This is a genomic window from Streptomyces sp. NPDC056987 (genome assembly GCF_042673865.1).
Classification (GTDB): domain Bacteria; phylum Actinomycetota; class Actinomycetes; order Streptomycetales; family Streptomycetaceae; genus Streptomyces.
The window spans coordinates 297,663-322,760 of sequence record NZ_JBHURV010000002.1; the positions used below are offsets into that span (position 1 = coordinate 297,663).

23 protein-coding genes are annotated in these 25,098 nt (G+C 72.3%); 13 read left to right on the forward strand and 10 right to left on the reverse strand.

All coding sequences use genetic code 11. The features are described 5' to 3' along the window. Positions 1 to 81: 81 nt before the first annotated feature. On the reverse strand, positions 82 to 1,203 hold the full coding sequence (locus tag ACFTZC_RS03640) for a DMT family transporter (RefSeq protein WP_382886467.1): 1,122 nt from the start codon (positions 1,201 to 1,203) through the stop codon (positions 82 to 84). Positions 1,204 to 1,402: 199 nt separating this feature from the next. Between ACFTZC_RS03640 and ACFTZC_RS03645 the strand changes: the two genes are divergently transcribed. Both ACFTZC_RS03645 and ACFTZC_RS03650 read left to right on the forward strand, forming a co-directional pair. Then, positions 1,403 to 2,272, forward strand: coding sequence for a LysR family transcriptional regulator (locus ACFTZC_RS03645; protein WP_382886469.1), 870 nt, complete (start codon positions 1,403 to 1,405; stop codon positions 2,270 to 2,272). Between the two features lie 146 nt (positions 2,273 to 2,418). After that, the gene (locus tag ACFTZC_RS03650) at positions 2,419 to 4,296 is read left to right on the forward strand and encodes a sulfatase (RefSeq protein ID WP_382886471.1); all 1,878 of its coding nucleotides are present in this window, start codon (positions 2,419 to 2,421) and stop codon (positions 4,294 to 4,296) included. A gap of 113 nt (positions 4,297 to 4,409) precedes the next feature. Here ACFTZC_RS03650 and ACFTZC_RS03655 read toward each other — a convergent pair whose 3' ends face one another. The 4 genes from ACFTZC_RS03655 to ACFTZC_RS03670 all read right to left on the reverse strand — a co-directional run bounded on the left by ACFTZC_RS03655 (position 4,410) and on the right by ACFTZC_RS03670 (position 7,568). Then, entirely contained in the window at positions 4,410 to 5,279 is an 870-nt protein-coding gene (locus ACFTZC_RS03655; protein ID WP_382886735.1) for an endonuclease/exonuclease/phosphatase family protein, read from the reverse strand. A gap of 210 nt (positions 5,280 to 5,489) precedes the next feature. Continuing rightward, complete coding sequence (locus tag ACFTZC_RS03660) at positions 5,490 to 5,804, reverse strand: hypothetical protein (protein WP_382886472.1); 315 nt, start codon at positions 5,802 to 5,804, stop codon at positions 5,490 to 5,492. Between the two features lie 10 nt (positions 5,805 to 5,814). Beyond that, positions 5,815 to 6,801 (reverse strand): NAD-dependent epimerase/dehydratase family protein, encoded by a 987-nt coding sequence (locus ACFTZC_RS03665; protein ID WP_382886474.1) that lies wholly within the window; start codon positions 6,799 to 6,801, stop codon positions 5,815 to 5,817. 158 nt (positions 6,802 to 6,959) lie between these two features. Further along, positions 6,960 to 7,568, reverse strand: coding sequence for a class I SAM-dependent methyltransferase (locus ACFTZC_RS03670; RefSeq protein WP_382886476.1), 609 nt, complete (start codon positions 7,566 to 7,568; stop codon positions 6,960 to 6,962). 112 nt (positions 7,569 to 7,680) lie between these two features. On the opposite strand from ACFTZC_RS03670, the gene ACFTZC_RS03675 reads away from it, so the two are divergent. Beyond that, positions 7,681 to 8,298: a helix-turn-helix domain-containing protein gene (locus ACFTZC_RS03675; RefSeq protein ID WP_382886478.1), complete on the forward strand. Its 618-nt coding sequence runs from the start codon at positions 7,681 to 7,683 to the stop codon at positions 8,296 to 8,298. Between the two features lie 65 nt (positions 8,299 to 8,363). Here ACFTZC_RS03675 and ACFTZC_RS03680 read toward each other — a convergent pair whose 3' ends face one another. The 3 genes from ACFTZC_RS03680 to ACFTZC_RS03690 form a co-directional block, all read right to left on the reverse strand. Continuing rightward, positions 8,364 to 8,987, reverse strand: coding sequence for a hypothetical protein (locus ACFTZC_RS03680; RefSeq protein WP_382886480.1), 624 nt, complete (start codon positions 8,985 to 8,987; stop codon positions 8,364 to 8,366). A 226-nt stretch (positions 8,988 to 9,213) separates the two neighbouring features. Further along, a complete protein-coding gene (locus ACFTZC_RS03685) occupies positions 9,214 to 9,873 on the reverse strand; it encodes a hypothetical protein (protein ID WP_382886482.1) in 660 nt (219 codons plus the stop codon). Positions 9,874 to 10,005: 132 nt separating this feature from the next. Then, positions 10,006 to 13,011 carry an FAD-binding and (Fe-S)-binding domain-containing protein gene (locus ACFTZC_RS03690; protein ID WP_382886484.1) on the reverse strand — a complete coding sequence of 1,002 codons (3,006 nt, stop codon included), beginning with the start codon at positions 13,009 to 13,011 and terminating at the stop codon, positions 10,006 to 10,008. A gap of 316 nt (positions 13,012 to 13,327) precedes the next feature. Between ACFTZC_RS03690 and ACFTZC_RS03695 the strand changes: the two genes are divergently transcribed. From ACFTZC_RS03695 to ACFTZC_RS03730, 8 genes are all read left to right on the forward strand, one after another. Then, on the forward strand, positions 13,328 to 15,145 hold the full coding sequence (locus ACFTZC_RS03695; RefSeq protein ID WP_382886486.1) for an ATP-binding protein: 1,818 nt from the start codon (positions 13,328 to 13,330) through the stop codon (positions 15,143 to 15,145). Continuing rightward, positions 15,142 to 15,627: a roadblock/LC7 domain-containing protein gene (locus ACFTZC_RS03700; protein WP_382886488.1), complete on the forward strand. Its 486-nt coding sequence runs from the start codon at positions 15,142 to 15,144 to the stop codon at positions 15,625 to 15,627. The genes ACFTZC_RS03695 and ACFTZC_RS03700 overlap by 4 nt, the downstream gene beginning before the upstream one ends. Beyond that, positions 15,624 to 16,016: a DUF742 domain-containing protein gene (locus ACFTZC_RS03705; protein WP_382886489.1), complete on the forward strand. Its 393-nt coding sequence runs from the start codon at positions 15,624 to 15,626 to the stop codon at positions 16,014 to 16,016. The genes ACFTZC_RS03700 and ACFTZC_RS03705 overlap by 4 nt, the downstream gene beginning before the upstream one ends. Then, positions 15,997 to 16,677, forward strand: a complete 681-nt coding sequence (locus tag ACFTZC_RS03710; RefSeq protein WP_382886491.1) for an ATP/GTP-binding protein — start codon at positions 15,997 to 15,999, stop codon at positions 16,675 to 16,677. Before ACFTZC_RS03705 ends, ACFTZC_RS03710 begins: the two co-directional genes overlap by 20 nt. Before the next feature lie 116 nt (positions 16,678 to 16,793). Beyond that, positions 16,794 to 17,999, forward strand: a complete 1,206-nt coding sequence (locus ACFTZC_RS03715) for a cytochrome P450 (RefSeq protein ID WP_382886737.1) — start codon at positions 16,794 to 16,796, stop codon at positions 17,997 to 17,999. A gap of 79 nt (positions 18,000 to 18,078) precedes the next feature. After that, on the forward strand, positions 18,079 to 19,398 hold the full coding sequence (locus tag ACFTZC_RS03720; RefSeq protein WP_382886493.1) for a cytochrome P450: 1,320 nt from the start codon (positions 18,079 to 18,081) through the stop codon (positions 19,396 to 19,398). Between the two features lie 64 nt (positions 19,399 to 19,462). Continuing rightward, a complete protein-coding gene (serC, locus tag ACFTZC_RS03725) occupies positions 19,463 to 20,581 on the forward strand; it encodes a phosphoserine transaminase (protein WP_382886494.1) in 1,119 nt (372 codons plus the stop codon). A gap of 243 nt (positions 20,582 to 20,824) precedes the next feature. Beyond that, positions 20,825 to 21,244, forward strand: coding sequence for a TetR/AcrR family transcriptional regulator C-terminal domain-containing protein (locus tag ACFTZC_RS03730; RefSeq protein WP_382886496.1), 420 nt, complete (start codon positions 20,825 to 20,827; stop codon positions 21,242 to 21,244). 2 nt (positions 21,245 to 21,246) lie between these two features. Here the strand turns inward: ACFTZC_RS03730 and ACFTZC_RS03735 are convergent, their stop codons facing one another. Beyond that, complete coding sequence (locus tag ACFTZC_RS03735; protein ID WP_382886498.1) at positions 21,247 to 22,308, reverse strand: WD40 repeat domain-containing protein; 1,062 nt, start codon at positions 22,306 to 22,308, stop codon at positions 21,247 to 21,249. Positions 22,309 to 22,448: 140 nt separating this feature from the next. Here ACFTZC_RS03735 and ACFTZC_RS03740 point away from each other — a divergent pair, with 140 nt between their 5' ends. Further along, positions 22,449 to 23,438, forward strand: coding sequence for an aldo/keto reductase (locus tag ACFTZC_RS03740; protein WP_382886500.1), 990 nt, complete (start codon positions 22,449 to 22,451; stop codon positions 23,436 to 23,438). A gap of 201 nt (positions 23,439 to 23,639) precedes the next feature. Here ACFTZC_RS03740 and thpR read toward each other — a convergent pair whose 3' ends face one another. Further along, positions 23,640 to 24,263: an RNA 2',3'-cyclic phosphodiesterase gene (thpR, locus tag ACFTZC_RS03745; RefSeq protein WP_382886739.1), complete on the reverse strand. Its 624-nt coding sequence runs from the start codon at positions 24,261 to 24,263 to the stop codon at positions 23,640 to 23,642. 125 nt (positions 24,264 to 24,388) lie between these two features. On the opposite strand from thpR, the gene ACFTZC_RS03750 reads away from it, so the two are divergent. After that, entirely contained in the window at positions 24,389 to 24,982 is a 594-nt protein-coding gene (locus ACFTZC_RS03750; protein WP_382886502.1) for a Uma2 family endonuclease, read from the forward strand. Positions 24,983 to 25,098: the final 116 nt, after the last annotated feature.

The following is a 25,098-nucleotide window of genomic DNA, read 5'->3' on the forward strand; positions in this document are numbered from 1 at the left end:
AGCACGCTTGCTCGTCGACGCCTTGCTCCCCGGCGCCTGCTCCCTCGGCGCCTGCTCCGCCGGCGTCTTGTCTCCCTGCGCCTACTCCCCCGGCGCCTTGCTCCCCCAGCGCCTTGCCTTCCCCGGCGTCCTGCCTTCCCGTGCCCCGGTGCGGGCCCGCTTCCGCGCCCGCTCCCCCACCTGGGTCCGTACGGCCCCCATGCTCGCCACGATGACCAGCACGATCGCCAGCGCGTCGAGCGCGGAGAGCGCCTGGTCCAGGATGAGGAACCCGCAGGCCGCCGCGACGCCCGGCTCCAGGCTCATCAGCACGGAGAAGGTGGGCGCGGGCATCCGCCGCAGCGCGATCAGTTCGAGGGTGTACGGCAGGACGGACGACATGAGCGCCACCACCAGGGCCAGCCCCAGCGTGGACAGCTCCAGCAGCTTCGCCCCCGACTCCAGGACGCCCAGCGGCAGGATGAGCAGCGCCCCGACCGCCATCGCCAGGGCCAGCCCGTCCGCCTGCGGGAAGCGCCGGCCGGTGCGCGCGCTGAAGACGATGTACGTCGCCCACATGACGCCCGCGCCGAGCGCGTACGCGACACCGAGGAGGTCGATCCGGTCGAAGCCGCCCCCGCTGAGCAGCACCACCCCGGCGAGCGCGAGCACCGCCCACAGCAGGTTGACCAGCCGCCGGGAGACGATCACCGAGAGGGTGAGCGGGCCGAGGACTTCGAGGGTGACGGCGACGCCGAGCGGGATACGTTCGAGGGCCTGGTAGAAGAGGCCGTTCATCGCGGCGAGAGTGGCGCCGAAGACGAGGACGGTCCCCCAGTCGGTGCGCGAGTGCCCGCGCAGCTTCGGCCGGCACACGGCGAGCATGACGAGCGCGGCGAGCCCGAGCCGCAGCGTGACGATGCCGACGGCGCCGGTGCGGGGCATCAGCAGGACGGCGACGGCCGCCCCGACCTGCACGGAGAGCCCGCCCGCGACGACGAGGGCGACGGGCCCGAGGGGCTGCCGCCGGGACCCGGGTGCCGCCGCACCGGAACCCGCCGCACCGGAACCGACCGCGCCGGCACCCTCGGCTCCGACCCGACCGTCAACTCGTCCGGCAACTTGTCCGGCAGCTCCTGCGGCAACTCCTGCGGCAGTTCCCGCGGCGACGGCTTCGGGCACCGGTACGGCGGCACCCACGGCGGCGGTACGCGACTCCTCCACCACAACTTCCTCCCCTCGGTCTCCACGACACGGAAACGTCAAACGGACACTCAACGCATACGACAGTCCAACATGATGGACGTTCAATCCAAGATACTGCACTCCGGCGGCTCGCTCGTCCTCGTCCCGCCCCCTGACGCTACGGCCGCCGTCCCCACCCCGGGAAATGCAAAGTGGGCTGGGGTTATGCTCCAGAAGCATGAGCATCGAGCTGCGTCATCTCCGCTGCTTCCTCGCCATCGCCGATGAGTCCAGCATGACCAGGGCCGCGGCCCGGCTCCATCTCACCCAGCCCGTCGTCTCCCGCACCCTCGCGGCACTGGAGAAGCAGCTCGGCGTGCGGCTCGTGGAGCGCTCCACCCACCATCTCGCCCTCACCGCCGAGGGCCGCGCCTTCCGCGCCAGGGCGGCGGCCGCGGTCACCGCGTTCGACGAGGCGCTCGACACCGGCCGGCTGGGCCACCGGCCGCTGCGGCTCGGCCACGCCTGGTCGGCCTTCGGCGCGTACACCACGCCCCTGCTGCGCCGCTGGCAGCGGGAACACCCGGAGGCACCGCTCGAACTGCTCAGGATCGACGACCGCACGGCGGGACTCGCCCGGGGAGAGGTCGACGCGGCGCTGCTGCGCGGGCCGGGGCAGGCGGGGGCCCGGACTCCGGGGCTGGTCGCGGAAGCGCTGTTCACCGAGGCCCGGACGGCGGCGGTCCCCGCCGACGGTCCGCTCGCCGCCCGCGCCTCGCTGACGCTGGCGGAGCTGGCGTCCGAGACGGTGATCGTGAACACGGTCTCCGGCACGACGACCCCGGCGCTGTGGCCGGGGAGGACGGGTCCGACGAGCACGCTCACGGTCGGCAACACCGACGACTGGCTGACGGCGATCGCGGCGGGCCGGGGCGTCGGCGTCACGGGCACCTCGACGGCGGCCGTGCACCCGCACCACGGGGTCGCCTACCGCCCGCTGCCGGACGCGCCGCCGCTCCAGCTCTTCCTGGCGTGGCGGGCGGCGGCCCCGCACCCGGCGATCCACGATCTGGTGGCACTGGCGCGCGAGCTGGCGGCGGACACGTAACCGCACGGCGCCCCGCACCGCACCCCACCGGGCACGTGGACGATTGAACCGAAACCGCCGCCGGTCCGTACAGTCTGGCGGCGGTCCCGGCCCGACGGGTCCGGTCCGCCGTGCCACAAGGGGTTTCGCACGGAAGGACCTTCAGGTTGTCGCTCTGGACGCGCGCTCGTCGGCTGCTGAACACGGACAAACCGAAGGCTCCGGAGCCGGCCCCGGGGCACGCAGCGGACACACCTGACGCTCCGGCGGGCGTACCGGACGCCCCGGAGGGCGCACCCGACGCACCGGAACGGCCGGACGCACCGACCCCCACTCCGCCCCCGACACCGGTCGGCCTGCGGGACCGGCACCCGTCCCTGGTCAGAGCCGGGTCCTGGACGCTCACCGGGCTGGCCGCCGTGCTGGTCTTCGTCGCCCTCCTCCTCCCGAACGAAGCCTCCCTCATCACCCCCGAAGCCTTCGCGCACCTGCCGGGGGAGGTGATCATCGGCGCCGCCGTGCTGCTCGTCCTGCCGCCCAGGGCGGGCCGGGTGGCGGCAGCCGTCGCGGGCGCGGGCCTCGGCCTGCTGACCCTTCTCAAATTCCTCGACCTGGGCTTCTACACGGTCCTGGACCGGCCGTTCGACCTGGTGCTCGACTGGATCCTGTTCGACGACGCCGAGTCCTTCCTCCGGGACACGCTCGGCCGCGCCGGCGCGATCGCCGCCGTGATCGGGATCGTGATCCTCACCTTCGCCGTGGTCGTCCTGATCACGCTGGCGGTCGTACGGCTGGCCGGCCTCATGGTCCGCCACAGCGGCCAAACGACCCGTACCACGCTGCTGTTCGGGACGGTGTGGGTGACCTGCACGGCGCTCGGCGTCCAGGTCGCCGGGGTGCCCGTCACGTCCAGGAGCGCGGCCGATCTCGTACGGACCCACGCCGACCTGGTGAGCGCCGGCCTGAAGGACGGCAAGCAGTTCGCCAAGGAGGCCGCCGTCGACCACTTCCGCGACACCCCGCCCGACCAGTTGCTGACGGCGCTGCGCGGCAAGGACGTCATCTTCACGTTCATCGAGAGCTACGGCCGCAGCGCGATCGAGGACCCGGCGATGGCACCGCAGGTCGGCGAGGTGCTCGACGACGGTACGGAACGGCTCAAGGCGGCCGGGTTCGCCTCCGAGAGCGGCTGGCTCACCTCGCCGGTGGCGGGCGCCGGGAGCTGGCTCGCGCACTCCACCTTCATGTCCGGCATGTGGATCAAGAACCAGCAGCGCTACCGCAGCGCCACGTCGAGCGACCGCCTCACCCTCACCGGCGCCTTCGGACGCACGGGAGACTGGCGGACGGTGGGCATCATGCCGGGCGTCACCCGCTCCTGGCCGGAGGGGAAGTACTTCGGCCTCGACAACATCTACGACTCGCGGGACATCGGCTACAAGGGCCCGAAGTTCAGCTGGTCGCCCGTACCCGACCAGTACAGCCTGGACGCGTACGAGCGCCTGGAGCACGGCAAGAAGGACCGCGAGCCGCTGATGACGGAGATCGTCCTCGCCTCCAGCCACAACCCCTGGTCGCCCATCCCGAAGATGGTCGGCTGGGACGAGATTGGGGACGGCTCCGTCTACCACGGCATCAAGAAGGAGGGCACGAACCCCACGGAGGTGCTGGCCGACCCCGAGAAGCTGCGCAACGAGTACCGCCGGGCGATCGAGTACTCGCTGAGCAGCCTCATCTCGTACGTGGAGAAGTACGGCACCGACGACACCGTCCTGGTCTTCCTCGGCGACCACCAGCCCAACGCGACCGTCACGGGCCCCGGCGCGGGCCGCGACGTCCCGATCTCGATCGTCGCCCGCGACCCGAAGGTCCTGGACCGGGTCTCCGACTGGGGCTGGCAGGACGGCCTGAAGCCGGGCCCGGACGCCCCGGTCTGGCGGATGGACACCTTCAGGGACCGCTTCCTGACGGCGTACGGTCCCCAGGCGGGCAGCGCCGAGGCGGGTGGCCGTACAGCCGAGGCCGACGGGCGCACAAAGGAATGACGCCCCCGTCCCCCTGAGCCCCCGTCAGCACCCCCTGTACCCCCTGTACCCCCTGACACCTTGACCCCCTGCCCCCTGACCCTGACCCCTGCCCCCGTGACCCCCTGCCCCCGTCAGTCCAGGGTGACCCGGGCGGCGACCGGCAAGTGGTCGCTGCCGGTCGCCGGCAGGGTACGTATATGGCCGACCGTTCCGCCGCGGACCATGACCTGGTCGATCCGGGCCAGCGGGAAGGCCGTGGGGAAGCTGAAGGCCATGCCCCGTTCGGCCACGTTCATCCGGGAGGTCACCGGGGCCAGCCCACGGTCGTCGACCGTGCTGTTGAGATCACCCAGCAGGATCACCGCCGCCACCTTCTCCCCGGCGATCTCCTTCCCCAGCAGACCCGCGCTCTCGTCGCGCCAGGCGGACGCGAGGCCGGTCGCCCGGATACGTATCGAGGGCAGGTGGGCGACGTACGCCGCGACCTCGCCGTGCGGCGTACGGACCACGGCCCGCAGCCCCCGCCGCCACCCCTCCCCGATCCCCTGGGGGCTGATGTCCAGCAGCCCCGCCTCGGTCAGCGGATGCTTCGACCAGAGCCCGACGGTGCCCTGGACCGCGTGGTGGGGGTACTCCGCGGCGAGCGTCCTCTCGTAGACCTCCAGCGCCGGGGGCACCAGCTCCTCCAGCGCGATCAGATCGGGCCCGGCCGCGGCCAGCGCACGGGCCGTGCCCTCCGGATCGGCGTTCTCGTCGCTGACGTTGTGCTGCACCACGACCAGGTCGCGCGGCCCCGGCCCGGGGGCGGGCAGCAGCAACCCGCCGAAGAGGTACGTCCAGGCCGCCACCGGCAGCAGCAGCGCCACCAGCGCGAGAGCGGAACGGCGCAGCAGCGCGAGGCCGAGCAGGACCGGGACCACCAGGCCGAGCCACGGCAGGAACGCCTCCAGCAGACTCCCCAGCCGGCCCACGGAGTTGGGCACCGCCCGGTGGAACACCATCAGCCCGGCCGTCACCACCGCCAACCCGGCGACCACCCGCCCCCGCGCCCAGGCGGACCGCTCCTCGCCGCCACCCTCCCCACGCCCCGCCACACGCCGGAACACCGCCTTCACCGGCGACACCGTCTCCGGCGCCCGCGCACCGCTGTCTGCCCGCATGTCTGCCCGTACCTGCTCCACCATGACGTCCCGTCCACTTGGCCTCGTCACTCAAGACGAGCGGCCGGGCCGATCAGTTTCGACCGCGGCGAGCGACGGACCCACTCGGTGACACCGGAGAAGGCTGCCGGGCGCCTCCGGGTCGTTCGAGAGGAAGTGCTCACGCACCGCGCGGACGAACTCCTGCCGTGAGATCACGCCGTCCCCGTCGGTGAGGCGGTCGGCCGTGACGAACTGCTCTTGCGTGAGCCGGTCCTCCTCCACGCCCGCGTGGCGCAGCAGCTCCAGCCAGTAGATCTGGCAGAAGGTCCGGAGCACCCTCGTCCGGCGGTCGTTCTTGGCGCACACCACGCCGCGAGCGGCCACGGGCGAACCGTCAGCCGAGAGCGTCGAGCAGTTCCCGCTCACGCCGGGCACTCAGCCCGGCCCGCCGCTCCCGGTCGAGTCCCTCCGCGCGCTCCCAGCGCAACGTGTCGGCCAGCAGCTCCGCCGGGGGCCGATTGCGGAGCCCCGCCGCGCGCGCCGCCGCCCCGCTCCGGGCCTGCCACCCCTCCCAGCCGGGCTCGACCAGCCACAGCGGCAGCGAATCGATTCCCGCGTACTCGTCGACGTCGTTCGCGAGCAGCCAGTCCGAGTCGGCGGTGACCACCGGGCCGGTGTGCCCGCCGATCTGCCGTGACAGCTCGATCCACTCCCCGAAGGGGACGACCGGGCCGACGGCGTCATAGGTGCCCGTGCCGCCCGACTCGGCGCTGTCGAGCAGCCAGGCGGTGAGGTCCCGCACGTCGATCGCCTGCGTCGGCATGTCCGGCGTGCCGGGCACCAGCATCGGCCCGTGCGGATCACGCGCGGCGCGGGCCACCCAGTAGCCGGTGCGTCCGCTGTGGTCGCCGGGACCACCGATGAGACCGGCGCGCGCGATCAGCAGACGGTCGCCCACAGCAGCCGCCGACGCCTCCTCGCAGGCCACCTTCGCCTCACCGTAGGTGGCCTTGCCGACCTCGCTCAGGCCGGTCGGAGGGAGCAGGGCCGTGGACTCGTCCGCGTCCGGCACGGCGTGGGACGCGTAGGCGCTGACGGAGGAGACGTACGTCCAGTGCCCGGCCCTGTCCCCCAGCGCGTCGAGCGCCCCGCGAACGAAGCCGGGCTCCCAGGACACCTCCACGACCGCGTCCCACTCGCGGTCCAGCAGCGGTTCGTACGCCGAGGGGTCACCCCGGTCGGCGGCCACCAGCCGTGCCCCGTCCGCGACTTCGCCGGCCTCGCCGCGCGCGAGGCACGTCACCCGATGGCCGCGCCGCAGCGCCTCCCGCGACAACTCCCGGCCCACCCAGGCTGTTCCACCCAGAATCAAGATCTCCATGCCCCACAGCCAAGCACCGCGAGCGGCGGACGCCCAGAAGGATTAGCTGTCGGCAGAGCCGGAACGACACGCAGCGGCACGGTTGTTCCTCCCGGCGTCGGGTGGTTGGCCGGGCCCGCCCCCGTTACCCCTGACCCCTGCCGCCCCGCAGGCGCGGCTCAGCGGGATCGCGGGCGTTGCGCTCGCAGGACCGTGTCGCGGCGGTGGCCGGTGCCCTTGGGGGCCGGAGTCGTGCGGGGGCGGGATTCGTTGATGAGGACGGTCCAGTCGTGGCCGAGGAGCCCCGCGATGTCGTCGGGCCGGTAATAGGCGCCGGGGTCGAAGCCCTGGTCCGGGTGCGGGGAGAGATCGGCGAGGTCGTGGGTGGCGAAGAGCAGGGTGCCGCCGGGTGCGACCGCGTCCAGCAGGCCGCGTAGTGCCGCGTGGCCCGGTTCGCGCAGGAGCGGGAAGTACTGGGCGGACACCAGGTCGAACGCGTCGGCCGGGGGTGGCGTGGCGGTGAGGTCGGCACGTGCCCAGGCCACGCGGCCAACGACGTCCGTGGCCTCAGCGGCGGCGCGTTCCAGGGCGGTCCTGGAGAGGTCGACCGCGGTGACCTGCCAGCCCTGCCGGGCCAGCCAGAGCGCGTCGGCGCCCTCGCCGCAGCCCACGTCGAGCGCCTGCCCCGGCGGCATGCCGGTGACCTCGGCGACCAGCACCCCGTTGGGCGCCCCGCTGAAAACCCGGTCGCGGCCGCGGTACATCTTGTCCCAGGACTCGGTGTCCATAGCCTTCGCGCCCTCTTCTCCGTGATGGGTGGCGGGCCACCAACCTGCCCCTGCCCCGGGAAAAACGGCAAAGTTTTTCGCGGAAAACGCAAAGCGCGGGCACAGTGAACGCATGAGCGACGACTGCGGTGCCGTGGACGATGATGCGGACGACGTGGGTGCCGTGCTGGCCGCGGTCGGACCGCGGCTCCGTGCGTTGCGGCGCAGCCGCGGAGCCACCCTGGCCGCCCTGTCGGAGACCACCGGCATCACGGTCAGCACCCTGTCCCGGCTGGAGTCGGGGCAGCGCAGGCCGGGGCTGGAACTGCTGTTACCGCTGGCCAAAGCCTATCAGGTACCGCTCGACGAACTCGTCGGCACCCCGGCCGGCCCCGACCCCCGGGTGCTCCCGCGGCCGTTCACCCGTAACGGCATGACCGTCGTCCCGCTGAGCCGCAAACCCGGCGGGCTCCAGGCGTACAAGCACATCCTCCCCGCCGGCCCCACCGGTCTCGAAGCGGATCCGCGCTCGCACGAGGGGTACCACTGGCTGTACGTCCTCGACGGGCGGCTGCGCCTCGTACTCGGCGATCGGGATCTCGTCCTCGGCAGCGGTGAGGTCGCCGAGTTCGACACCCATCTCCCGCACTGGTTCGGCAACGCCGACGCCCGGCCGGTGGAGTTCCTCAGCATCCTCGGCCCCCAGGGGGAACGCGTGCACATCACGGCCCGCTACCGGCCCGTGGGCTGATTGTCGACCCTAGGTGGGGGGCGGGGTGCCGTCCCCTGTGCGGCACCCCGCCGGACCGGGAGGTGTCAGCCGTTGGGGAAGGTCCAGATGTAGGGCTCGCCGTCCTCTTCCGACCAGTGGACCTCTACGTTCTTGGCCGCCGCGGGAACCAGGTACGAGGTGCACACGGTGTGGCTCTCGCCCGCCTTCCAGCTGTCGATGTCGTAGACGTCCTCGCAGCCGGCCGCGTCGTCGGGCGCGCCGATGAGTATCGCGCCGCGCTGCCCGTCGGCCCAGATGGTCGTCCCGTCGTTCACGTCGGAGCTGCTGCTGATGGCAGGACCGGACGTGTGCGTGAACTTCACATGGGCGATGGCCAGCACCTTGCCCTTGGCGTCGGCCTTGTCCTGGACCAGCGCGGCGGCCTCGGCCTCCGTACCGAGGTCCACCTTCTCGGCGGTGATCTCGTAGGTGACCGGGCCTTCTTCCTCCGCGACCTTCCCGGTGACGCTCTCACCGGTGGCGACATCACCGCCGGAGCCGGCCTCGGCCTGCGACGCGGTGGCCGCCGGGGAGGCGTCCTTCGAGGAGGGGGCGGGCTGCCCGGTGGTCCCGGCGCCGTCGTCGTCGCCCTGGCACGCGCTGAGCGTGACAGCGAGGAGGACGGCGGACACGGCCATGGAGAGGCGCGCGGGCTTGTGGTACGGCAAGACGAGCTCCTGCGGTAGATGGGGGGGCCGCCGGGGGGCGTTCACGGAATGCGTACGGCCGGTATGGAACGGGCCGCGAGCATGGCGCGCCTGGCCGTGGGGTGCCGGTGGCAATCGCTGACGTGGCCAGATCCTTATGGACCATCCGTCTCTCTGTCAACAAATGACTACAGAGGAAGACGGGAACAGAGCCACAGATGGGGCGATACCGCACTGAACCCGCACTTTAAATCCGCGCCCCACCGGGCCCCTTCGGCTCCCTGCGGTCCAGAATGCGCTTGCGCGCCACGAGGGCGTCGACGACCGCCACCAGGCCCTCCAGCGACGGGGCGCCTTCATCGGTACGGCGCGGCGAGGCCTGCTCGCCGCCGAGTACGCGCAGCCCTTCGAGGACCGCGCCCGCGTGCAGACCCTCCTTGACCTTGACCAGGTGCCCGGTGAGCGCGTCGCCCTCCGGCCGGGTGAGGAAGCCGTGCGTCACGCCGTAACGCGCCTCCAGGGGGGAGCTGTACTCCGGGCGGGAACTGCGCTTGCCGTTGACCAGGTGCCCGATGAGTGAGTGCGAGAGGTCGACGTCGTCACCGATCTCGCGGTAGCTCTCACCGTCCGGGAAGTCCGGGTTACGCCGGCGGAGCATGTCCAGCCGCCGGCTCATCAGCCGGCGGTAGAAGGCCTCGCGCGCCTTGTTCTCGCGGGGAGGCCGCTCGGGCTCGGCGCCGTCGAGGAGTTCACGTACGCGGCCGGGCCCGATGCCGGTCTGCCGCGCGATGTCGGGGACGTCCAGGACGTCACCGCGGCCCTCGTACCCCAGCCGCCGGGCGGCCGCGTCGACATCGCGGAGGAGCTGGGCGATCCCGGCTGCGGTTACCTCGCGGGGGGCGTTCACCTGACGGTCTCCAGGGCATGTCGAGGAGGAGGCGGCGCCAGGCCCCCGACCGGCGCCGTAATCATTCGTTTACAACGTTAACCGCTGACGTACAACGTTAACCGTCGGCGCCGCGCCCGGCCCGCGCCGAGGTCACTCCTCCGGCCCCTCCTCCGACGCTTGCTCCGGCGCTTGCTCCGGCCCCTCCTCCAGCGCCTCCGCCAGGACCTCCGCCAGGTGCCTCGCCCGGGTGCCGTTCAGCTGTTCCAGCTGCGTACGGCAGGAGAAGCCGTCCGCCAGGATCTCCGTACCGTCCGCGGCCGCCCTTACGGCGGGCAGCAGTTGGTCCTCGGCGCAGGCCACCGACACGTCGTAGTGGCCGCGTTCGAAGCCGAAGTTGCCCGCGAGTCCGCAGCAGCCGCCGCTCAATTCGCCGGTCAGGCCCGCGCGTTCGCGCAGCCGGCGTTCCGCCGCGTCGCCCAGGACCGCGTGCTGGTGGCAGTGGGTCTGGCCGGCGACCGCGCGGTCCAGGCGCGGTGGACGCCACTGCGGGGCGCACTCCTCCAGCGCCTGGGCGAAGGTACGGACGGACCCGGCGAGGCGGGCCGCGCGGGGGTCGTCGCCGAGGAGTTCCGGGAGGTCCGTGGTGAGCGCGGCGGCGCAGCTCGGCTCCAGGACGACCACCGGGAGGCCCGCGTCGAGCAGCGGCTCCATCGTGCCGAGGGTGCGGCGCAGGACCGTACGGGCCCGGTCGAGCTGGCCGGTGGAGATGTACGTGAGCCCGCAGCAGACCCTGCCGCGCGAGCCCTTGCCGCGCGAGGGCCTGCCGCGCGAGCCGGCTCCCGGTGTCACGAGGTCGACGCCCGCCGCCTCCAGCACCCGTACCGCCGCCCGGCCGACCGACGGCGACAGATACTCCGTGAAGGTGTCCGGCCACAGGACGGCCTTCGGCCCACCCCCCGGCGCGTCCGGGGACACCGTCCGCCGCCCGCGGCGCAGCCGGCGGCCGAAGGTCTCCGGTGCCAGCGCCGGGATCCCCCGCTCGGGGGCGATCCCGCCGAGCCGTTTCGCGGGCGCCGCCAGGGCCGGTACCCGCGCCGCCGCGTTCAGTACGCGCGCGAAGGGTGCCGCCGCCCGGAGCCACAGCGGCAGCCACCCCATCGCGTAGTGGGCCGCGGGGCGGCGCCGGCCCGCGTAGTGGTGGTGCAGGAACTCCGCCTTGTACGTGGCCATGTCCACGCCGACCGGGCAGTCGCTGCGGCAGCCTTTGCAGGACAGGCAGAGATCGAGGGCGTCCCGTACCTCCGTCGAACGCCAGCCGTCCGTCACCACCTCGCCCGCGAGCATCTCGTGGAGCAGCCGGGCGCGCCCGCGCGTCGAGTGCTGCTCCTCGCCCGTGGCGCGGAAGGACGGGCACATCACGCTCTCGCCCGAACTCGGTCCGGCCACCCGGCACTTGGCCACGCCCACACAGCGCCGTACGGCCGCCGAGAAGTCCCCGCCGTCGGGGCCGTCGTGCGGATAGCCGAACGCGACGTCGACGGGTTCGCGGGGCAGCACGGCGAAGCGCAGGTTCGCGTCGAGACGGGCCGGCCGGGCCAGCACGCCCGGGTTCATGCCGCCGTCCGGGTCCCAGATGTCCTTGAACTCGGTGAAAAGACCGACCAGTTCGGACCCGTACATCTTCGGCAGCAGCTCCGCGCGTGCCAGCCCGTCGCCGTGTTCGCCGGAGAGCGAGCCGCCGTGGGCGACGACGAGTTCCGCGGTCTCCTCCGAGAAGCGGCGGAAGCGCCGTACGCCCTCCTCGCCCAACAGGTCGAAGTCGATGCGGACATGGATGCAGCCGTCGCCGAAGTGCCCGTACGGCGTGCCGCGCAGCCCGTGTTCGGTCAGCAGCGCCCTGAACTCCCGCAGATACGGCCCGAGTCGGGCGGGCGGGACCGCGCAGTCCTCCCAGCCGGGCCACGCCTCACTGCCGTCCGGCATACGCGTCGCGGTGCCGGCGGCGTCCTCCCGTACGCGCCACAGCGCCCGCTGCCCGGCCGGGTCGGTCACGACGGCGGCGTCGAGCGCGTCGGCCGCGCGCACGATCTCCTCGGCGCGGGCGCGCGCCTCCGCGGGCGCCGCGCCGCCGGTCTCCACGAAGAGCCAGGCGCCGCCGCGCGGCAGGTCGTGGCCGCCGCGCACCAGGTCCTCGGCCATGCCCTCGACGGTGAGCGGTCCGTACGGGAGGAGCCCGGCGGCGGCCTCCGCCGCGGCGCTCTCGTCCGGGTAGCCGAGCACGGCGAGGGCGCGGGCGGCGGGCGCCTCGACGAGCCGTACGGTCGCTTCGGTGACGACGCCGAGCGATCCCTCGCTGCCGCAGAAGGCGCGGGCGAGGTCGGTGCCGTTCTCCGGGAGCAGCGCGTCGAGCGCGTAGCCGGAGATGCGGCGGGGCATCGCGGCGGGGAAACCGGTGCGCAGGAGCGCCAGGTTCCGCTCCACCAGCGCGCGCAGCCCGGCGGGCGCGCCGGGGCCGGGGACGGTGGGACCCGCACCCAAGCCGGTGGGACCCGCGCCCGGGCTGTCGGGGCCCCAGCCTCGCTCCAGGCGCAGCGGCTCGCCCCCGTACGTCAGGACCGACAGGCCGTGGACGTTGTCGGCGGTGGTGCCCCAGGCCACCGAGTGCGATCCGCAGGAGTTGTTCCCGATCATCCCGCCGAGCGTGCACCGGCTGTGCGTGGAAGGATCGGGGCCGAAGGTCAGGCCGTACGGGCGGGCCGCGGCGCGCAGTTCGTCCAGGACGGCGCCGGGCTGGACGACCGCCGTACGGGCGGCCGCGTCCACCGACACGACGGAGCGCAGATGGCGGGTGAGGTCGAGGACCACCCCGACCCCCGTGGCCTGCCCGGCGATCGACGTACCCGCGCCGCGTGGCACCACCGGTACGCCGTGCTCGCGGCAGACCGCGAGGGCCGCCGCCACGTCCGCCGCGTCGCGCGGCGCGACCACCCCGACCGGTACCCGGCGGTAGTTGGACGCGTCCATGGTCATGAGGGCCCGCGTGGCGGCCCCGAAGTCGACCTCACCGCGCATGGCTGATTTCAGCTCCCGCGCGAGGACGGTGGACGTCCGGATCGCCGCTGCTGTCGATTCCCGCTGCTCAACCTGGTCGGCCATACCTCCAGGATGCCCCCGCGACGGTCGCGGATCAGGGGTTTCCCTCTCCGCCACACCCGTTGAAGAGAAGAAAGCAGACAGGAGGCTCCCATTCTGATCGTCAATTCTCATATAGTGGCCACCGTTTGAACACGTTAAGTAGTGCCCTGGATAGTTCCCTGGACGCCCCCATGGGTGGCGCCGCACGGGGAAGTCAGCTCAAGGGGAGAGCACGATGAAGGCAAGAACCGCGCAAAACCTGTCGGAACACGCCTAAACCAGCCACAATCCGTACTCCTCCCCCACCCCCACCGCACCGTCTCCGAGGTAGCCGAATTTGCGCCGCTCACTCCGGTTCACCGCCCCGGCCCTGCTGATATCGGCTGCCGTCAGCGGCCTCCTCTGCTACTGGGCCGTATCCCCCGACGCCCCCGACGCCGTCAGAACCCCCCTCGCCTGGGGCGCCGCCGCGGCGCTCGTCGCCGCCGTCACCGCCGTCGCACACCTCACGGCGGCCCGTGAGCAGCTCCGTGAACGGAACGCCCTGCTCAACACGCGCATCGAACAGCTCGACGCCGACTTCGAGCGGGCCGCCGAGGACGTCCGGCACGCCGTCGCCGACGCCCGGCGCAGCGCCGAAGCCGCCTCCCGCAGCGAGTCCAACCGCGCCGCCGCCATCTCCGCCTGCGCCAACGCCGCCGGGCGGATGCAGGCGCTCGCGACGAGCATGCTCGCGGACCTGCGCGAGATGGAGCACCACCACACCGACGAGGACGTTCTCGGCGATCTGCTCCATCTCGACCACCGCACCGCACAGGCGGGCCGGCTCGCGGACTCCCTCGCCGTGCTCACCGGCGCCCGCTCCGGGCGGCGTTGGGCGAAGCCGATCGTGATGGAGTCCATCCTGCGCGGCGCGATGGGCCGGATCAGCGGCTACCAGCGGGTGCGACTGCACTCGACGAGCCAGGTCGCGATCGCCGGCCACGCCGCCGAGGGCGTCATGCACGCGCTCGCCGAACTCCTCGACAACGCGGCGAACTTCTCGCCGCCGACCGCCGAGGTCCACGTGTACGTGGAGGAGGTGCCGGCCGGGATCGTCATCACCATCGAGGACAGCGGGCTCGTGATGAGCGATGTCCAGCTGCGCCGCGCCGAACAGGCCGTCACGACGGTGCCGTCGGACCTCAGCGGCCTCTCGGGCACCCGGCTCGGGCTCTCGGTCGTCGGCCGGCTGGCGCGCAAGCACGGGCTGACGGTCTCGTTCCGGCCGTCCGCGCGGGGCGGTACGGGCGCGCTGGTGATGCTGCCTCAGGACCTGCTCACGCAGTTGCGCGCGGGGGCACCGGACCAGGCGCCCCTGCTGACGGGGCAGGCGACGGTCGCCGCGGCACGGGCGTCGCGGAGCGCCCGCGCCTCGGGGACGGCGGCGGCCACCGCCTCGGCGGGCCCGACCCCGGCGAGCATGGACCTGATGGGCACGGATGTGATCGGCGCGGACCTGACGGGCGCGGACCTGACGGGCGCCGACATCACGGGCGCCGACATCATGGGCACCGACTCGACGGGCGCGGCCCCGGCCGCCCCGCCGCGCCGCAGGAAGGCGCCCCCGAAGGCGACCTCGGCGTCGGCCCCGAAGGCGACCTCGGCGTCGGCCCCGAGGGCGGCCACACCCGGGGACGCGACGGCGGACGGGACGTCGGACGCGAAGGCGACCACGCCGGCGGACCCGACGCCGCCCGCGGCCCGGCGCGTACGGAAGCCCGGCACCGGCCCCATTCCCTCCCCCGCACTCGCCCCTGACCTCGTCCCTGATCTCGTCCCTGATCTCGTCCCGCCCGCGACCCCGGCACCGGCCCCGACTCCGGCACCGACCCCGCCTCCGGCCCGCGAAACGGCCGAGCGCCCCGCTCCCGAAGCCGCCCCGGAACCGCCCATCGAGTTCGGCGAGAGCGGGCTGCCCAAGCGGCGCCGCGGCCGTACGCTCGCCGCCTCGATGCGCCGTACCGGCGAACGCGCCCCCTCCACTCCCCCCACACCTGCGTCGAGCCCGGCCGTCCAGGCAGCCCGGTTCAGCAGCTTCCGCAAGGCCGTACGGGACAACCCGCAGCACCCGGCCACGACCACTCACCCGGATCCGGAAGGCGATTCCCGATGAACGGCACCCCCACACCCACGGACGAGAAGCTCAACTGGCTGCTCGAGAACCTCCTCCGGCGCACCCCCGGCGCCCGGCACGCGCTGGTCCTGTCGCGGGACGGCCTCAGGCTCTGCCGTACACCCGAACTCTCCGTCGACCAGGCCGACCAGCTCGCCGCGATCGCCGCCGGCATCCAGAGTCTGTCCCACGGCGCGTCCATCGAGTTCGGCAACGGGCAGGGCGGCGTACGGTCCGCCATGGCCGAGTTCTACGGCGGCCTCCTGCTGATAGTGGAGGCCGGGGACGGCGCCCACCTCGCCGTCGTCGCCGGTGAGGACTCCGACGTCGGCCTGGTCGGGCACAACATGAGCGAACTCGTCGAGCAGCTCGGCGAGTACCTCAGCTCGCCCCCGCGCACGCCGGCGTCGCCCGATTCGTCCTCCCCGTCCCGCTCCTCATCCCCAAGTAGCACGTCCACGGGCGCCACGGGCTCCGTATGAGCAGCCCGGGCTTCGGCGGAGCGACCGGCCCTGGGCGGCGCCCCGGCCGGCACGACTCCCCCGACCGGCTGTACACCCTCACCGGAGGGCGCAGCCGCTCGGACTCGGCCACCTTCGACCTGGTGACGCTCGTGGTCGCGGAGTCCGCGCCGACCCCGGGCATGCAGTCGGAGCACCGCACGATCCTGCGCATGTGCCAGACCCCGACGGCCGTCGTGGAGATCGCCGCCCAGCTCCAGCTGCCGGGCAGCATCATCCGGATCATGCTCGCCGATCTGCTCGACACGGGCCGGATCAGCGCTCGTCATCCCCGTACGGACCGCTCGGCCGGGCGGCTACCCGATCCCGACATCCTGGAGCAGGTGCTCGTTGGACTCCGCAACCTTTGAACGGCCCGCCGGCCCCTCGCCGGCCGGTCCGTCCCTCGCCAGCACCGCCGACAACGGTCTGAAGATCGTCGTCGTCGGTGGTTTCGGCGTCGGGAAGACCACCATGGTCCGTTCCGTCAGTGAGATCCGTCCCCTCAACACCGAGGAGACGATGACCCGCGCGGGCGAGGGGATCGACGAACTCGCCGACCTCGACGGGCTGCAGAAGAAGACCTCGACCACGGTCGCGTTCGACTTCGGCCGGATATCCCTCGACAAGCGGTCGGTGCTCTACCTGTTCGGCGCCCCCGGACAGGAGCGTTTCTGGTTCCTGTGGGACCGGCTCTTCTCCGGAACGCTCGGCGCGGTGGTCCTCGTCGACACCCGCAGGCTCGCCGACTCCTGGTACGCGATCGACCGGCTGGAGCACTACGGCACGCCGTTCATCGTGGCGTGCAACGACTTCGGCGGGCCGCTCCACACGGAGGAGCAGATCAGGGAGGCGCTGGACATCGCGCCGGACGTGCCGATGGTGGAGTGCGACGCGCGGGACCGTTCGTCCAGCAAGTACGTGCTGATCACGCTCGTGGAGCACCTGCACACCCTGTCCGCCACGGCCGCGAAGCACGCGGCGGACGCGACGCCCGCACGGGGCTCGGAAGGCTCAGAGGACACACGGTGAGCACGCCCGACGACTACAGGCACGGACGCGGGCACGGAGCCGGGAACAGCCCCGGCAGCGGAGTCGGCAGCGGCCCCGGAGGCGGATTCGGGGCCGGCGGGGCGGGGCACGGCGCCGTGCCCCTCAGCGGCGTCCGCCTCCAGAGCGACCCCACGGGCCTCTACCGGGAGCTGCGGCGCGACCACGGCGCCGTGGCCCCCGTGCTCCTCGACGGCGGCCTCCCGGCCTGGCTGGTCCTCGGCTACCGCGAGCTCCACCAGGTCACCGGCGACCCCACGCTGTTCAGCCGGGACTCCGGCCTCTGGAACCAGTGGGACAACGTCCCCGACGACTGGCCGATGGCGCCGATGATCGGCCGCGACCAGCCGTCCGTGCTCTACACCGTCGGTGAACAGCACCGCGAGCGGGCCGGGACGATCAGCGAAGCGCTGGAGGCGGTCGACCCGTTCGCACTCAAGCGGTACGCCGAGGAGTTCGCCGACGAACTGGTCGACGGCTTCTGCGCGGAGGGCCGTACGGAGATCGTCTCCCGGTACGCGAAGCTCCTCCCGGTCCGGGTTCTCGCCAGGATCTTCGGCTTCCCCGACGAACAGGGCCCCGGCGTGGTCAAGGCCCTCAACGACCTGACCGACGGCAACGCGGGCGCGCTGGCGGGCCAACGCTTCCTCGCGGAGGCGGTGGCCGCGCTGCTGCGGGAGAAGCATGCGGTGGGAGGCCAGGACGTCGTCTCCCGGATGCTCCGCAACCCGCACGGCTTCACCGACGAGGAGATCGCCGAGGACCTGATGGTGATGTTGGTGGCGGGCCACCAGCCCACCGCCGACTGGATCGGCAACTCGCTGCGGCTGATGCTCACCGACGACCGGTTCGCCGCCTCGCTCTCCGGCGGCCGGCACAGCGTCGCCGAGGCCATGAACGAGGTCCTCTGGGAGGACACCCCGACCCAGAACGTCGCGGGCCGCTGGGCCGCCCGCGACACCACCCTGGGCACCCGCCGGATCAAGGCGGGCGACATGCTTCTCCTGGGGATCGCGGGCGCCAACTACGACCCCCAGATCCGCATGGACAGCTCGGCGCTCACCGGCGGCAACAACGCCTTCTTCTCTTTCGGGCACGGCGAGCACCGCTGCCCGTTCCCGGCCCAGGAGATCGCGGAGATCGTGGCCCGCGCGGGGATCGAGGTGCTGCTCGACCGCCTCCCCGACCTGGACCTCGCCGTCCCCACCGAGGCGCTGACCTGGCGCCGGTCGCCCTGGCAGCGCGGGCTGGCGGAGCTGCCGGTGACCTTCACCCCCGCCCCGGCGTACGGGGCCGCGTACTGACCCACGTCCTGAACTCGCGTACCGACTCGCGTCCTGGCACCTTCCGCTGACGGAACCGCACTGCTCACGGAGGCACACCATGAACTGTCCTCACGCGCAACAGCCCGGTCCCTCCCCCGACGCCCCCGACACCACACCTACCACCCCTCCTGCTGCCCCTGCCGAACCTGTCGTCCTCGATCCGCTCGTCACCGACCTCGACGCCGAGAGCGCCGCGCTCCGGGCGGCCGGCCCGCTGGCACGCGTCGTGCTGCCGGGCGGGGTGGCCTGTTACGCGGTGACGCACCACGCCGAGGCGCGGCGGCTCCTCACCGATGCCCGGCTGGTCAAGGACATCGGCGTCTGGGGCGCGTGGCAGCGCGGTGAGATCCCGCCGGACTGGGCGCTGATCGGGCTCGCCAACCCCGGCCGCTCCCTGCTGACCGTGGACGGCGCGGACCACCGCCGTCTGCGGGCGCTGGTCGCGCAGGCGCTGACGGTACGCAGGGTGGAGCGGCTGCGCGGCCGGATCGAGGAGCTGACGTCCGCCCTGCTGGACACCCTCGCCGAACACCGGCGGGAGCCGGTCGTCGACCTGAAGGCGGAGTTCGCGTACCGCCTGCCCATGAACGTCATCAGCGAACTGATGGGGGTCGACCCGGCGGACCATCCCCGGCTGAAGGAGCTGTACGAGAAGTTCTTCTCCACGCAGACACCGCCGGAGGAGGTCCCGCGCATGATGGCGGACCTCGGGGAGCTGTTCACCGGCGTGGTCGAGGCGAAGCGCGCGGCGCCGGGCGACGACCTGACCAGCGCGCTGATCGCCGCGTCGGAGGACGGCGACCGGCTCACGGCGGACGAGATCCTCAACACCCTGATGGTGATGGTCGCGGCGGGCCACGAGACGACGATCAGCCTGATCGTCAACGCCGTGGTCGCCCTGGAGACCCACCCCGAACAGCGCGCGCTCGTGCTGGCCGGCACCATCCCGTGGGAGAACGTGATCGAGGAGACGCTGCGCTGGTCCTCCCCCACCTCGCACGTCCTCTTCCGGTACGCCACGGAGGACATCGCCGTCGGCGACGCCGTCCTCCCTGCGGGTGAAGCCCTGGTCGTGTCCTTCGGGGCGATCGGCCGCGACGAGCGGCAGCACGGCCCGACGGCCGGCGCCTTCGACGCGACCCGCGCCCCGAACCGCCACATCGCCTTCGGCCACGGCCCGCACGTCTGCCCGGGCGCGGCGCTCTCCCGGCTGGAGGCGGCCGTGGCCCTGCCCGCGCTGTACGCCCGCTTCCCCGGCCTGGGCCTGGCCGTACCGGCGGCGGACCTGCGCAACAAGCCCGTGGTCACCCAGAACGACCTGTTCGACCTCCCCGTACACCTGACGGGAGTGCGGGCGGAAGCGCGGACGGGGGTCTGAGCGGCGGTGTCTCACCGGACGGACACGTTTCCGTCCCGTTTGGGGAACGGCTAGGCTCCGGCCCGTGGCCGATATCGAGATTCCCGCTGACATCAAGCCCGCCGACGGCCGTTTCGGCGCAGGCCCCTCCAAGGTGCGGACGGAGGCGGTGGACGCTCTGGCCGCCACCGGCACCTCTCTCCTCGGCACGTCCCACCGCCAGGCCCCGGTGAAGAACCTGGTCGGCTCCGTACGCTCCGGAGTGAGCAGCCTCTTCTCGCTGCCCGAGGGGTACGAGGTGATCCTGGGCAACGGCGGCTCCACCGCCTTCTGGGACGTCGCGACACACGGGCTGATCGACAACAAGTCGCAGCACCTCTCCTTCGGTGAGTTCTCCTCCAAGTTCGCCAAGGCGGCCAAGCTGGCGCCGTGGCTGGCCGATCCGACCGTCATCTCCACCGACCCCGGCTCGCACCCGGACCCGGTGGCCGAGGCGGGTGTCGACGCCTACGCCTTCACCCACAACGAGACCTCCACAGGTGTCGCGGCCCCCATCAAGCGGGTCACGGGCGCCGACGAGGGCTCGCTGGTCCTGGTCGACGCGACGTCCGGCGCGGGCGGTCTGCCGGTGGACATCACCGAGACGGACGTCTACTACTTCGCCCCGCAGAAGTCCTTCGCCGCCGACGGCGGCCTGTGGATCGCGGTCTTCTCGCCGGCCGCCCTGGAGCGCGCCGCTCGTATCCACGGCTCGGGCCGCCACGTCCCGGAGTTCTTCTCGCTGCCGACGGCGATCGACAACTCGCTGAAGAACCAGACGTACAACACCCCGGCGCTGGCCACGCTCTTCCTGCTCAACGAGCAGCTCACCTGGCTCAACTCCCAGGGCGGCCTGGACTGGGCGGTCGGCCGCACGGCCACCTCCGCCCGGAACCTGTACGGCTGGGCCGAGGCGTCGAAGTACGCGACCCCGTTCGTGGTCGACCCGGCGAAGCGTTCGCAGGTCATCGGCACGATCGACTTCGCGGACGAGATCGACGCGGCCGCCGTGGCGAAGGCGCTGCGCGCCAACGGCATCGTCGACACCGAGCCGTACCGCAAGCTCGGCCGCAACCAGCTCCGCGTGGCGATGTTCCCGGCGATCGACCCGGCGGACGTCGAGGCGCTGACGACGTGCATCGACTACGTCATCGAGCGTCTCTGACGCCTCTGACGCCTCTGGCGCCTCTGGCGTCTTCGGGGACGCCTTCGCCGCTCCCGCGGCTCTCGTAGTCTCTCGTGGTTCGGACGGGCCCCGTCGCTGTGTGCGCCGGGGCCCGTCGCTGCCCCGTCGCTCCTCGCCCGCTCATCTGCCGAGCCCCTGGAACCTCCGTATCGCGAGCGGGACGAATATCGCCGCCCGGCGGCATCGGCCCCGGCCGGCGCCCGGCGGTCGAGGCTGCTCTCGGTGAACCAGGCACGCCCCGTCCTCGGTCCCAACGCGGTCAGGGGGCTGGAGACGACGCTGTCCCGCCTTGAGGACATGGGGCTGAGCGACCCCGAGCGGGTTTCGGTGATCATCATGGTCGAGGGGTACGTGATCGGCACGGCGCGCACGCAGGTGCACGCGATCGAGGCCGAGAAGAAGACCGGGATCACGCACGAGGAGTTCTGGAAGGCCCAGGAGCCCGTGCTGTCCCGGGCCATGACCAGTGGCGTGTATCCGGTCATGGCCACGCTCTCCGAGGAGTCGTTCGGACCCGGCTTCGACCACTTCGAATTCGGGCTCCAGCGGCTCCTGGACGGCCTGGAGGTCCTGGTGGAGCGCCGGCGCACACCCTCAGCGGCGGCGACGTCGACGAAGGACGCCGCCGAGCGGCGCCCCTGACCTCAGCCCTTGCGGCGCAGCCGCTTGTAGCCGAGGTACAGAACCGCCCCCGCGCCGAGGACGATCGCCCCGAACGTGGCGTTCCCCGTCTTCTCACCCCCGGCGGCGGCACCGCCCGTATCGCCGCTGCCGGACGTACCGCCCCCGGATCCCGAACCCGACCCCGACCCCTTGTTCAGGTCCACCCGTACGACCTCGCTCAGGCTCCCCTCGGAGCCGAACATCAGCGCGCTGCCGTCCGTCGTGTACGTCACCGACTCCGCCTGCCGCTGGATCGGCGCCCGCACCCGGTGGTCCGCGCCGAGCCGCCCGTTCTTCCAGGCGTAGGCGCGGGCGCTGAAGTACGAACGGAGCGTCAGCTCCTCGCCGTGCGGCGAGAACGCACCGTCCGTCACCCACGGCACCTCGCCGATCCGCCGGAAGGTGTTCGTACCGGACGGACTCAGCTCGGCGGGGCCCTCGTACAGCCCGCCGCCGTCCTCGTTCTTCGAGGCGATGTAGACCCGGCCGGTCTTCGGATGGACCATCATCGCCTCGGCGTCACGCGGCCCGTCGGCGTACTTGACGGTGAACTGCGTGGCCCGGACCGTCGCGTCCTTGAGCTGCTCGGGCTCCGGGAACCGGTAGATCCAGACGTGGTCCCAGGTGCCGTTGAGGTTGTCGCCGATGTCAGCGACGTAGACGTTCCCGTCCGACCCGAGGGAAATGGCCTCCACGTCCCGGGGCTCGCCGATGCCCCGCATGGTGATCGTCGCGACGGTCTCGCCGGTACGGGAGTCCACGGCGTAGACCTGTGGCCCGTCATCACTGTCGTTGTGCGTCCAGTACACGCCGGGGTGACGGCGGCTGGCGGCCAGCCCGCTGGACTCGGTGATCCGCTCGTCCTTGATCGTGAAGCTCCGGTCGGGCTTCCCGTCGTCGGCCACGGCGTCCGTGGCCGTCCCGAACACGGACGCGGACGCGAACACGGACGCGCCCAGCAGTACGGCGACGGCACCGCCCACGGCGAAGGGGCGGGCGACGGCCCCCGGAAGGCGGCCGGAACCACGCGAAGGAAGACGCATCCCCCCAGCCTGCCATCCCGTGTGACGGACCGGGCCACACGTCCGGCGCCTTCCGCACCACCCCGCCACGTCAACAGAGCGAATCACGCCAACCCTCCGGGCTTGCTTCGAGTGCGCTCGAACGCGTTGGCTGTGGAGCCATGGAGTACACGCAGCTCGGACGCACCGGACTCAAGGTCAGCCGACTCGTCCTCGGGACGATGAACTTCGGACCCCTCACCAACGAGGCCGACAGTCACACCATCATGGACGCCGCGCTCGACGCGGGCATCAATTTCTTCGACACCGCCAATGTCTACGGCTGGGGCGAGAACAAGGGCCGCACCGAGGAGATCCTCGGCACCTGGTTCGCCAAGGGCGGCGACCGCCGCGACAAGGTCGTGCTCGCCACCAAGGTCTACGGGAACATGGCCGGCGACGGCGACCCCTGGCCCAACCACGACAAGCTCTCCGCCCTCAACATCCGCCGCGCGGTCGACGCCAGCCTCAAGCGGCTCCAGACCGACCACATCGATCTCTACCAGTTCCACCACATCGACCGCTCCACCCCGGTCGAGGAGATCTGGCAGGCCGTCGACACCCTGATCCAGCAGGGCAAGATCCTCTACGCGGGCTCGTCCAACTTCCCCGGCTGGAAGATCGCCCAGACCAACGAGACCGCGCGCCGCCTCGGCTCGTACGGCCTGGTCAGCGAGCAGTGCCTCTACAACCTGGTCGAGCGCCGGGCCGAGATGGAGGTCATCCCGGCCGCGCAGGAGTACGGCCTCGGCGTCATCCCGTGGTCGCCGCTGGGCGGCGGTCTGCTGGGCGGCGTGATCAAGAAGGAGGTGCAGGGCGGACGGCGCGCTTCCGGCCGCTCCGCCGACGCGCTCGCCGACACCGCCACCCGCGCGCGGATCCAGTCGTACGAGGACCTGCTCGACAAGCACGGGATCGACCCGGGCGAGGCGGCGCTGGCCTGGCTGCTCACCCGGCCGGGCGTGACGGGCCCGATCGTCGGCCCGCGCACGCTCGACCAGCTCGAATCGGCCGTACGGGCCGTCGGCGTCACGCTCTCCGAGGAGGTCCTGTCCTCGCTGGACGAGATCTTCCCCGGCCCGGGGCCGTCGCCGGAGGCCTTCGCCTGGTAGTGACCGGAGCGCCTCGGCCAAAGGCCATGACGAGGACGGTGCGGTAGCAGGTAGCAGGTAGAGCAGGTGGCGGGTCGCGGTCGGTCGGGCCCTGTCGAGCAGGGCCTAGCCGACCGCGGCCGCCACCGCGATGATCGCGAACATCAGCACAAGCACGGCGGCCATGACGCGGTTACGGGTTTTCGGATCCACACGTCGAGGTTAACGGGCAGGTCCGACACTCCCGCCGCCCGGGTGTCCCCGCCCGCCCCGTCCGCCCCGTCCCAGCGGGCAGCGCAGGACCGCCTCGTACCGCGGCTGCTCCCCCGCCACCCCCGAGACCGGCAGCCGGCTCCGTACGAGAACCAGCTCCGACACCTCCCACGGCCTGCCCTCGAAGCCGCCCAGGGCCTCGACGTACGGCCGGAGGTCCACACCGTCGCCCCTGCGGCCGCGCGCGAGCGTGAGGTGCGCCCGGTAGGGACGGTGCTCCTCCATCGGCACCCCCGCCCGGCGCGCGGCGGCGCCGGCGCGTTCCGCGAGGAGCCGCAGCTCGTCGAGGCCCCCGGCGGCACCGGCCCACAGCGTACGGTCGCCGAAGTGCCCGCCACCGTGGATCCGGATCCGGAACGGCTCGGTCCGGTACGCCGCCCGCTCCAGCCGCACGGTCAGCTCGGGCAGCAGCGCCTCGTCCACGTCGCCCAGGAAGGCGAGCGTGAAGTGCCGCCCCTCCTGCCCGGTCCACCGCAGCCCGTCGGCCCCGGGCAGATCGCGCAGGTGCCGTACGGCATCGGCCAGTTCGACGGCGGCAGCGGCGGGCGGCAGAACGGCGGCGAACAGTCTCATGCTCATGCAGACGAGTGTTCCAGCCATAAGCTGTCATATGACAGACACGGCGTTACCCGGTCACCGTGCGTATCGTTGTACCGCGCGGCCGCCGCATCCACGCGGGAGCGGGGAGGAGCGCCAGGATGACCGTCGTAGACATCGACAGGATCGACATGGCCGACGAGAGCAATGTGCAGACTCTGGACGCGATGTTCGAGATGCTCGAAAACATGCCCGTCCCCGAGGGATACAAGGTCGAGATCGTCGGGGGAAGCATTTTCATGTCGCCGCAACGGGACACCCACTGGGAGATCATCCGCCGCATCGTACGGGCGCTGGAGGATGAATTCGGCCGGGAGGTGAAGGTGAAGTCGGACGTACGGATCGACTTCCCTGGACACCTCAACGGATTCTGCCCCGATGTCGCCAAGGTGGCCGACAGCGCCTCTCGGAACGCTCACGGACAGTGGAACCCCGAAGATGTGGAGTTCATTGCCGAAGTGATCTCCAAAAGCACCGCCGCCAACGACTACGGCCCGAAGAAGACCGCCTACGCCGCCGCCGGTGTCCCCGTCTATCTGATCGCCGACCCCTACACCGGCAGGTGTCGCGTCTTCACCCATCCGAATAGCGACGACTACACCACTGAACTGACCGTCACGTTCGGCGACGACATCAACCTGACCGCCACCGAGTTGGGCCTGGTCCTGAAGACCGACAAGTTCCCCCGCGACTGACGCAGGCGGTGGGTCCGGCCGGCGGGCGCCGACCGGCCCCCCCCCCCGGGGGCCCGCCGCCCTCGGGAGCAGTTGGCGCGCCGTAGTAGGTGCGAACTACAGGTGCGGGCGGGCGG

What these genes read in the sequence shown, in the direction of transcription:
- ACFTZC_RS03740 (WP_382886500.1), top strand. Translation starts at nt 22,449, where the DNA reads ATGGAGTACACGCAGCTCGGACGCACCGGACTCAAGGTCAGCCGACTC.
- ACFTZC_RS03720 (WP_382886493.1), top strand. Translation starts at nt 18,079, where the DNA reads ATGAACTGTCCTCACGCGCAACAGCCCGGTCCCTCCCCCGACGCCCCC.
- ACFTZC_RS03705 (WP_382886489.1), top strand. Translation starts at nt 15,624, where the DNA reads ATGAGCAGCCCGGGCTTCGGCGGAGCGACCGGCCCTGGGCGGCGCCCC.
- ACFTZC_RS03690 (WP_382886484.1), bottom strand. Translation starts at nt 13,011, where the DNA reads ATGGCCGACCAGGTTGAGCAGCGGGAATCGACAGCAGCGGCGATCCGG.
- ACFTZC_RS03655 (WP_382886735.1), bottom strand. Translation starts at nt 5,279, where the DNA reads ATGGTGTTCCACCGGGCGGTGCCCAACTCCGTGGGCCGGCTGGGGAGT.
- ACFTZC_RS03645 (WP_382886469.1), top strand. Translation starts at nt 1,403, where the DNA reads ATGAGCATCGAGCTGCGTCATCTCCGCTGCTTCCTCGCCATCGCCGAT.
- ACFTZC_RS03700 (WP_382886488.1), top strand. Translation starts at nt 15,142, where the DNA reads ATGAACGGCACCCCCACACCCACGGACGAGAAGCTCAACTGGCTGCTC.
- thpR (WP_382886739.1), bottom strand. Translation starts at nt 24,263, where the DNA reads ATGAGACTGTTCGCCGCCGTTCTGCCGCCCGCCGCTGCCGCCGTCGAA.
- ACFTZC_RS03670 (WP_382886476.1), bottom strand. Translation starts at nt 7,568, where the DNA reads ATGGACACCGAGTCCTGGGACAAGATGTACCGCGGCCGCGACCGGGTT.
- ACFTZC_RS03750 (WP_382886502.1), top strand. Translation starts at nt 24,389, where the DNA reads ATGACCGTCGTAGACATCGACAGGATCGACATGGCCGACGAGAGCAAT.
- ACFTZC_RS03735 (WP_382886498.1), bottom strand. Translation starts at nt 22,308, where the DNA reads ATGCGTCTTCCTTCGCGTGGTTCCGGCCGCCTTCCGGGGGCCGTCGCC.
- ACFTZC_RS03665 (WP_382886474.1), bottom strand. Translation starts at nt 6,801, where the DNA reads ATGGAGATCTTGATTCTGGGTGGAACAGCCTGGGTGGGCCGGGAGTTG.
- ACFTZC_RS03675 (WP_382886478.1), top strand. Translation starts at nt 7,681, where the DNA reads ATGAGCGACGACTGCGGTGCCGTGGACGATGATGCGGACGACGTGGGT.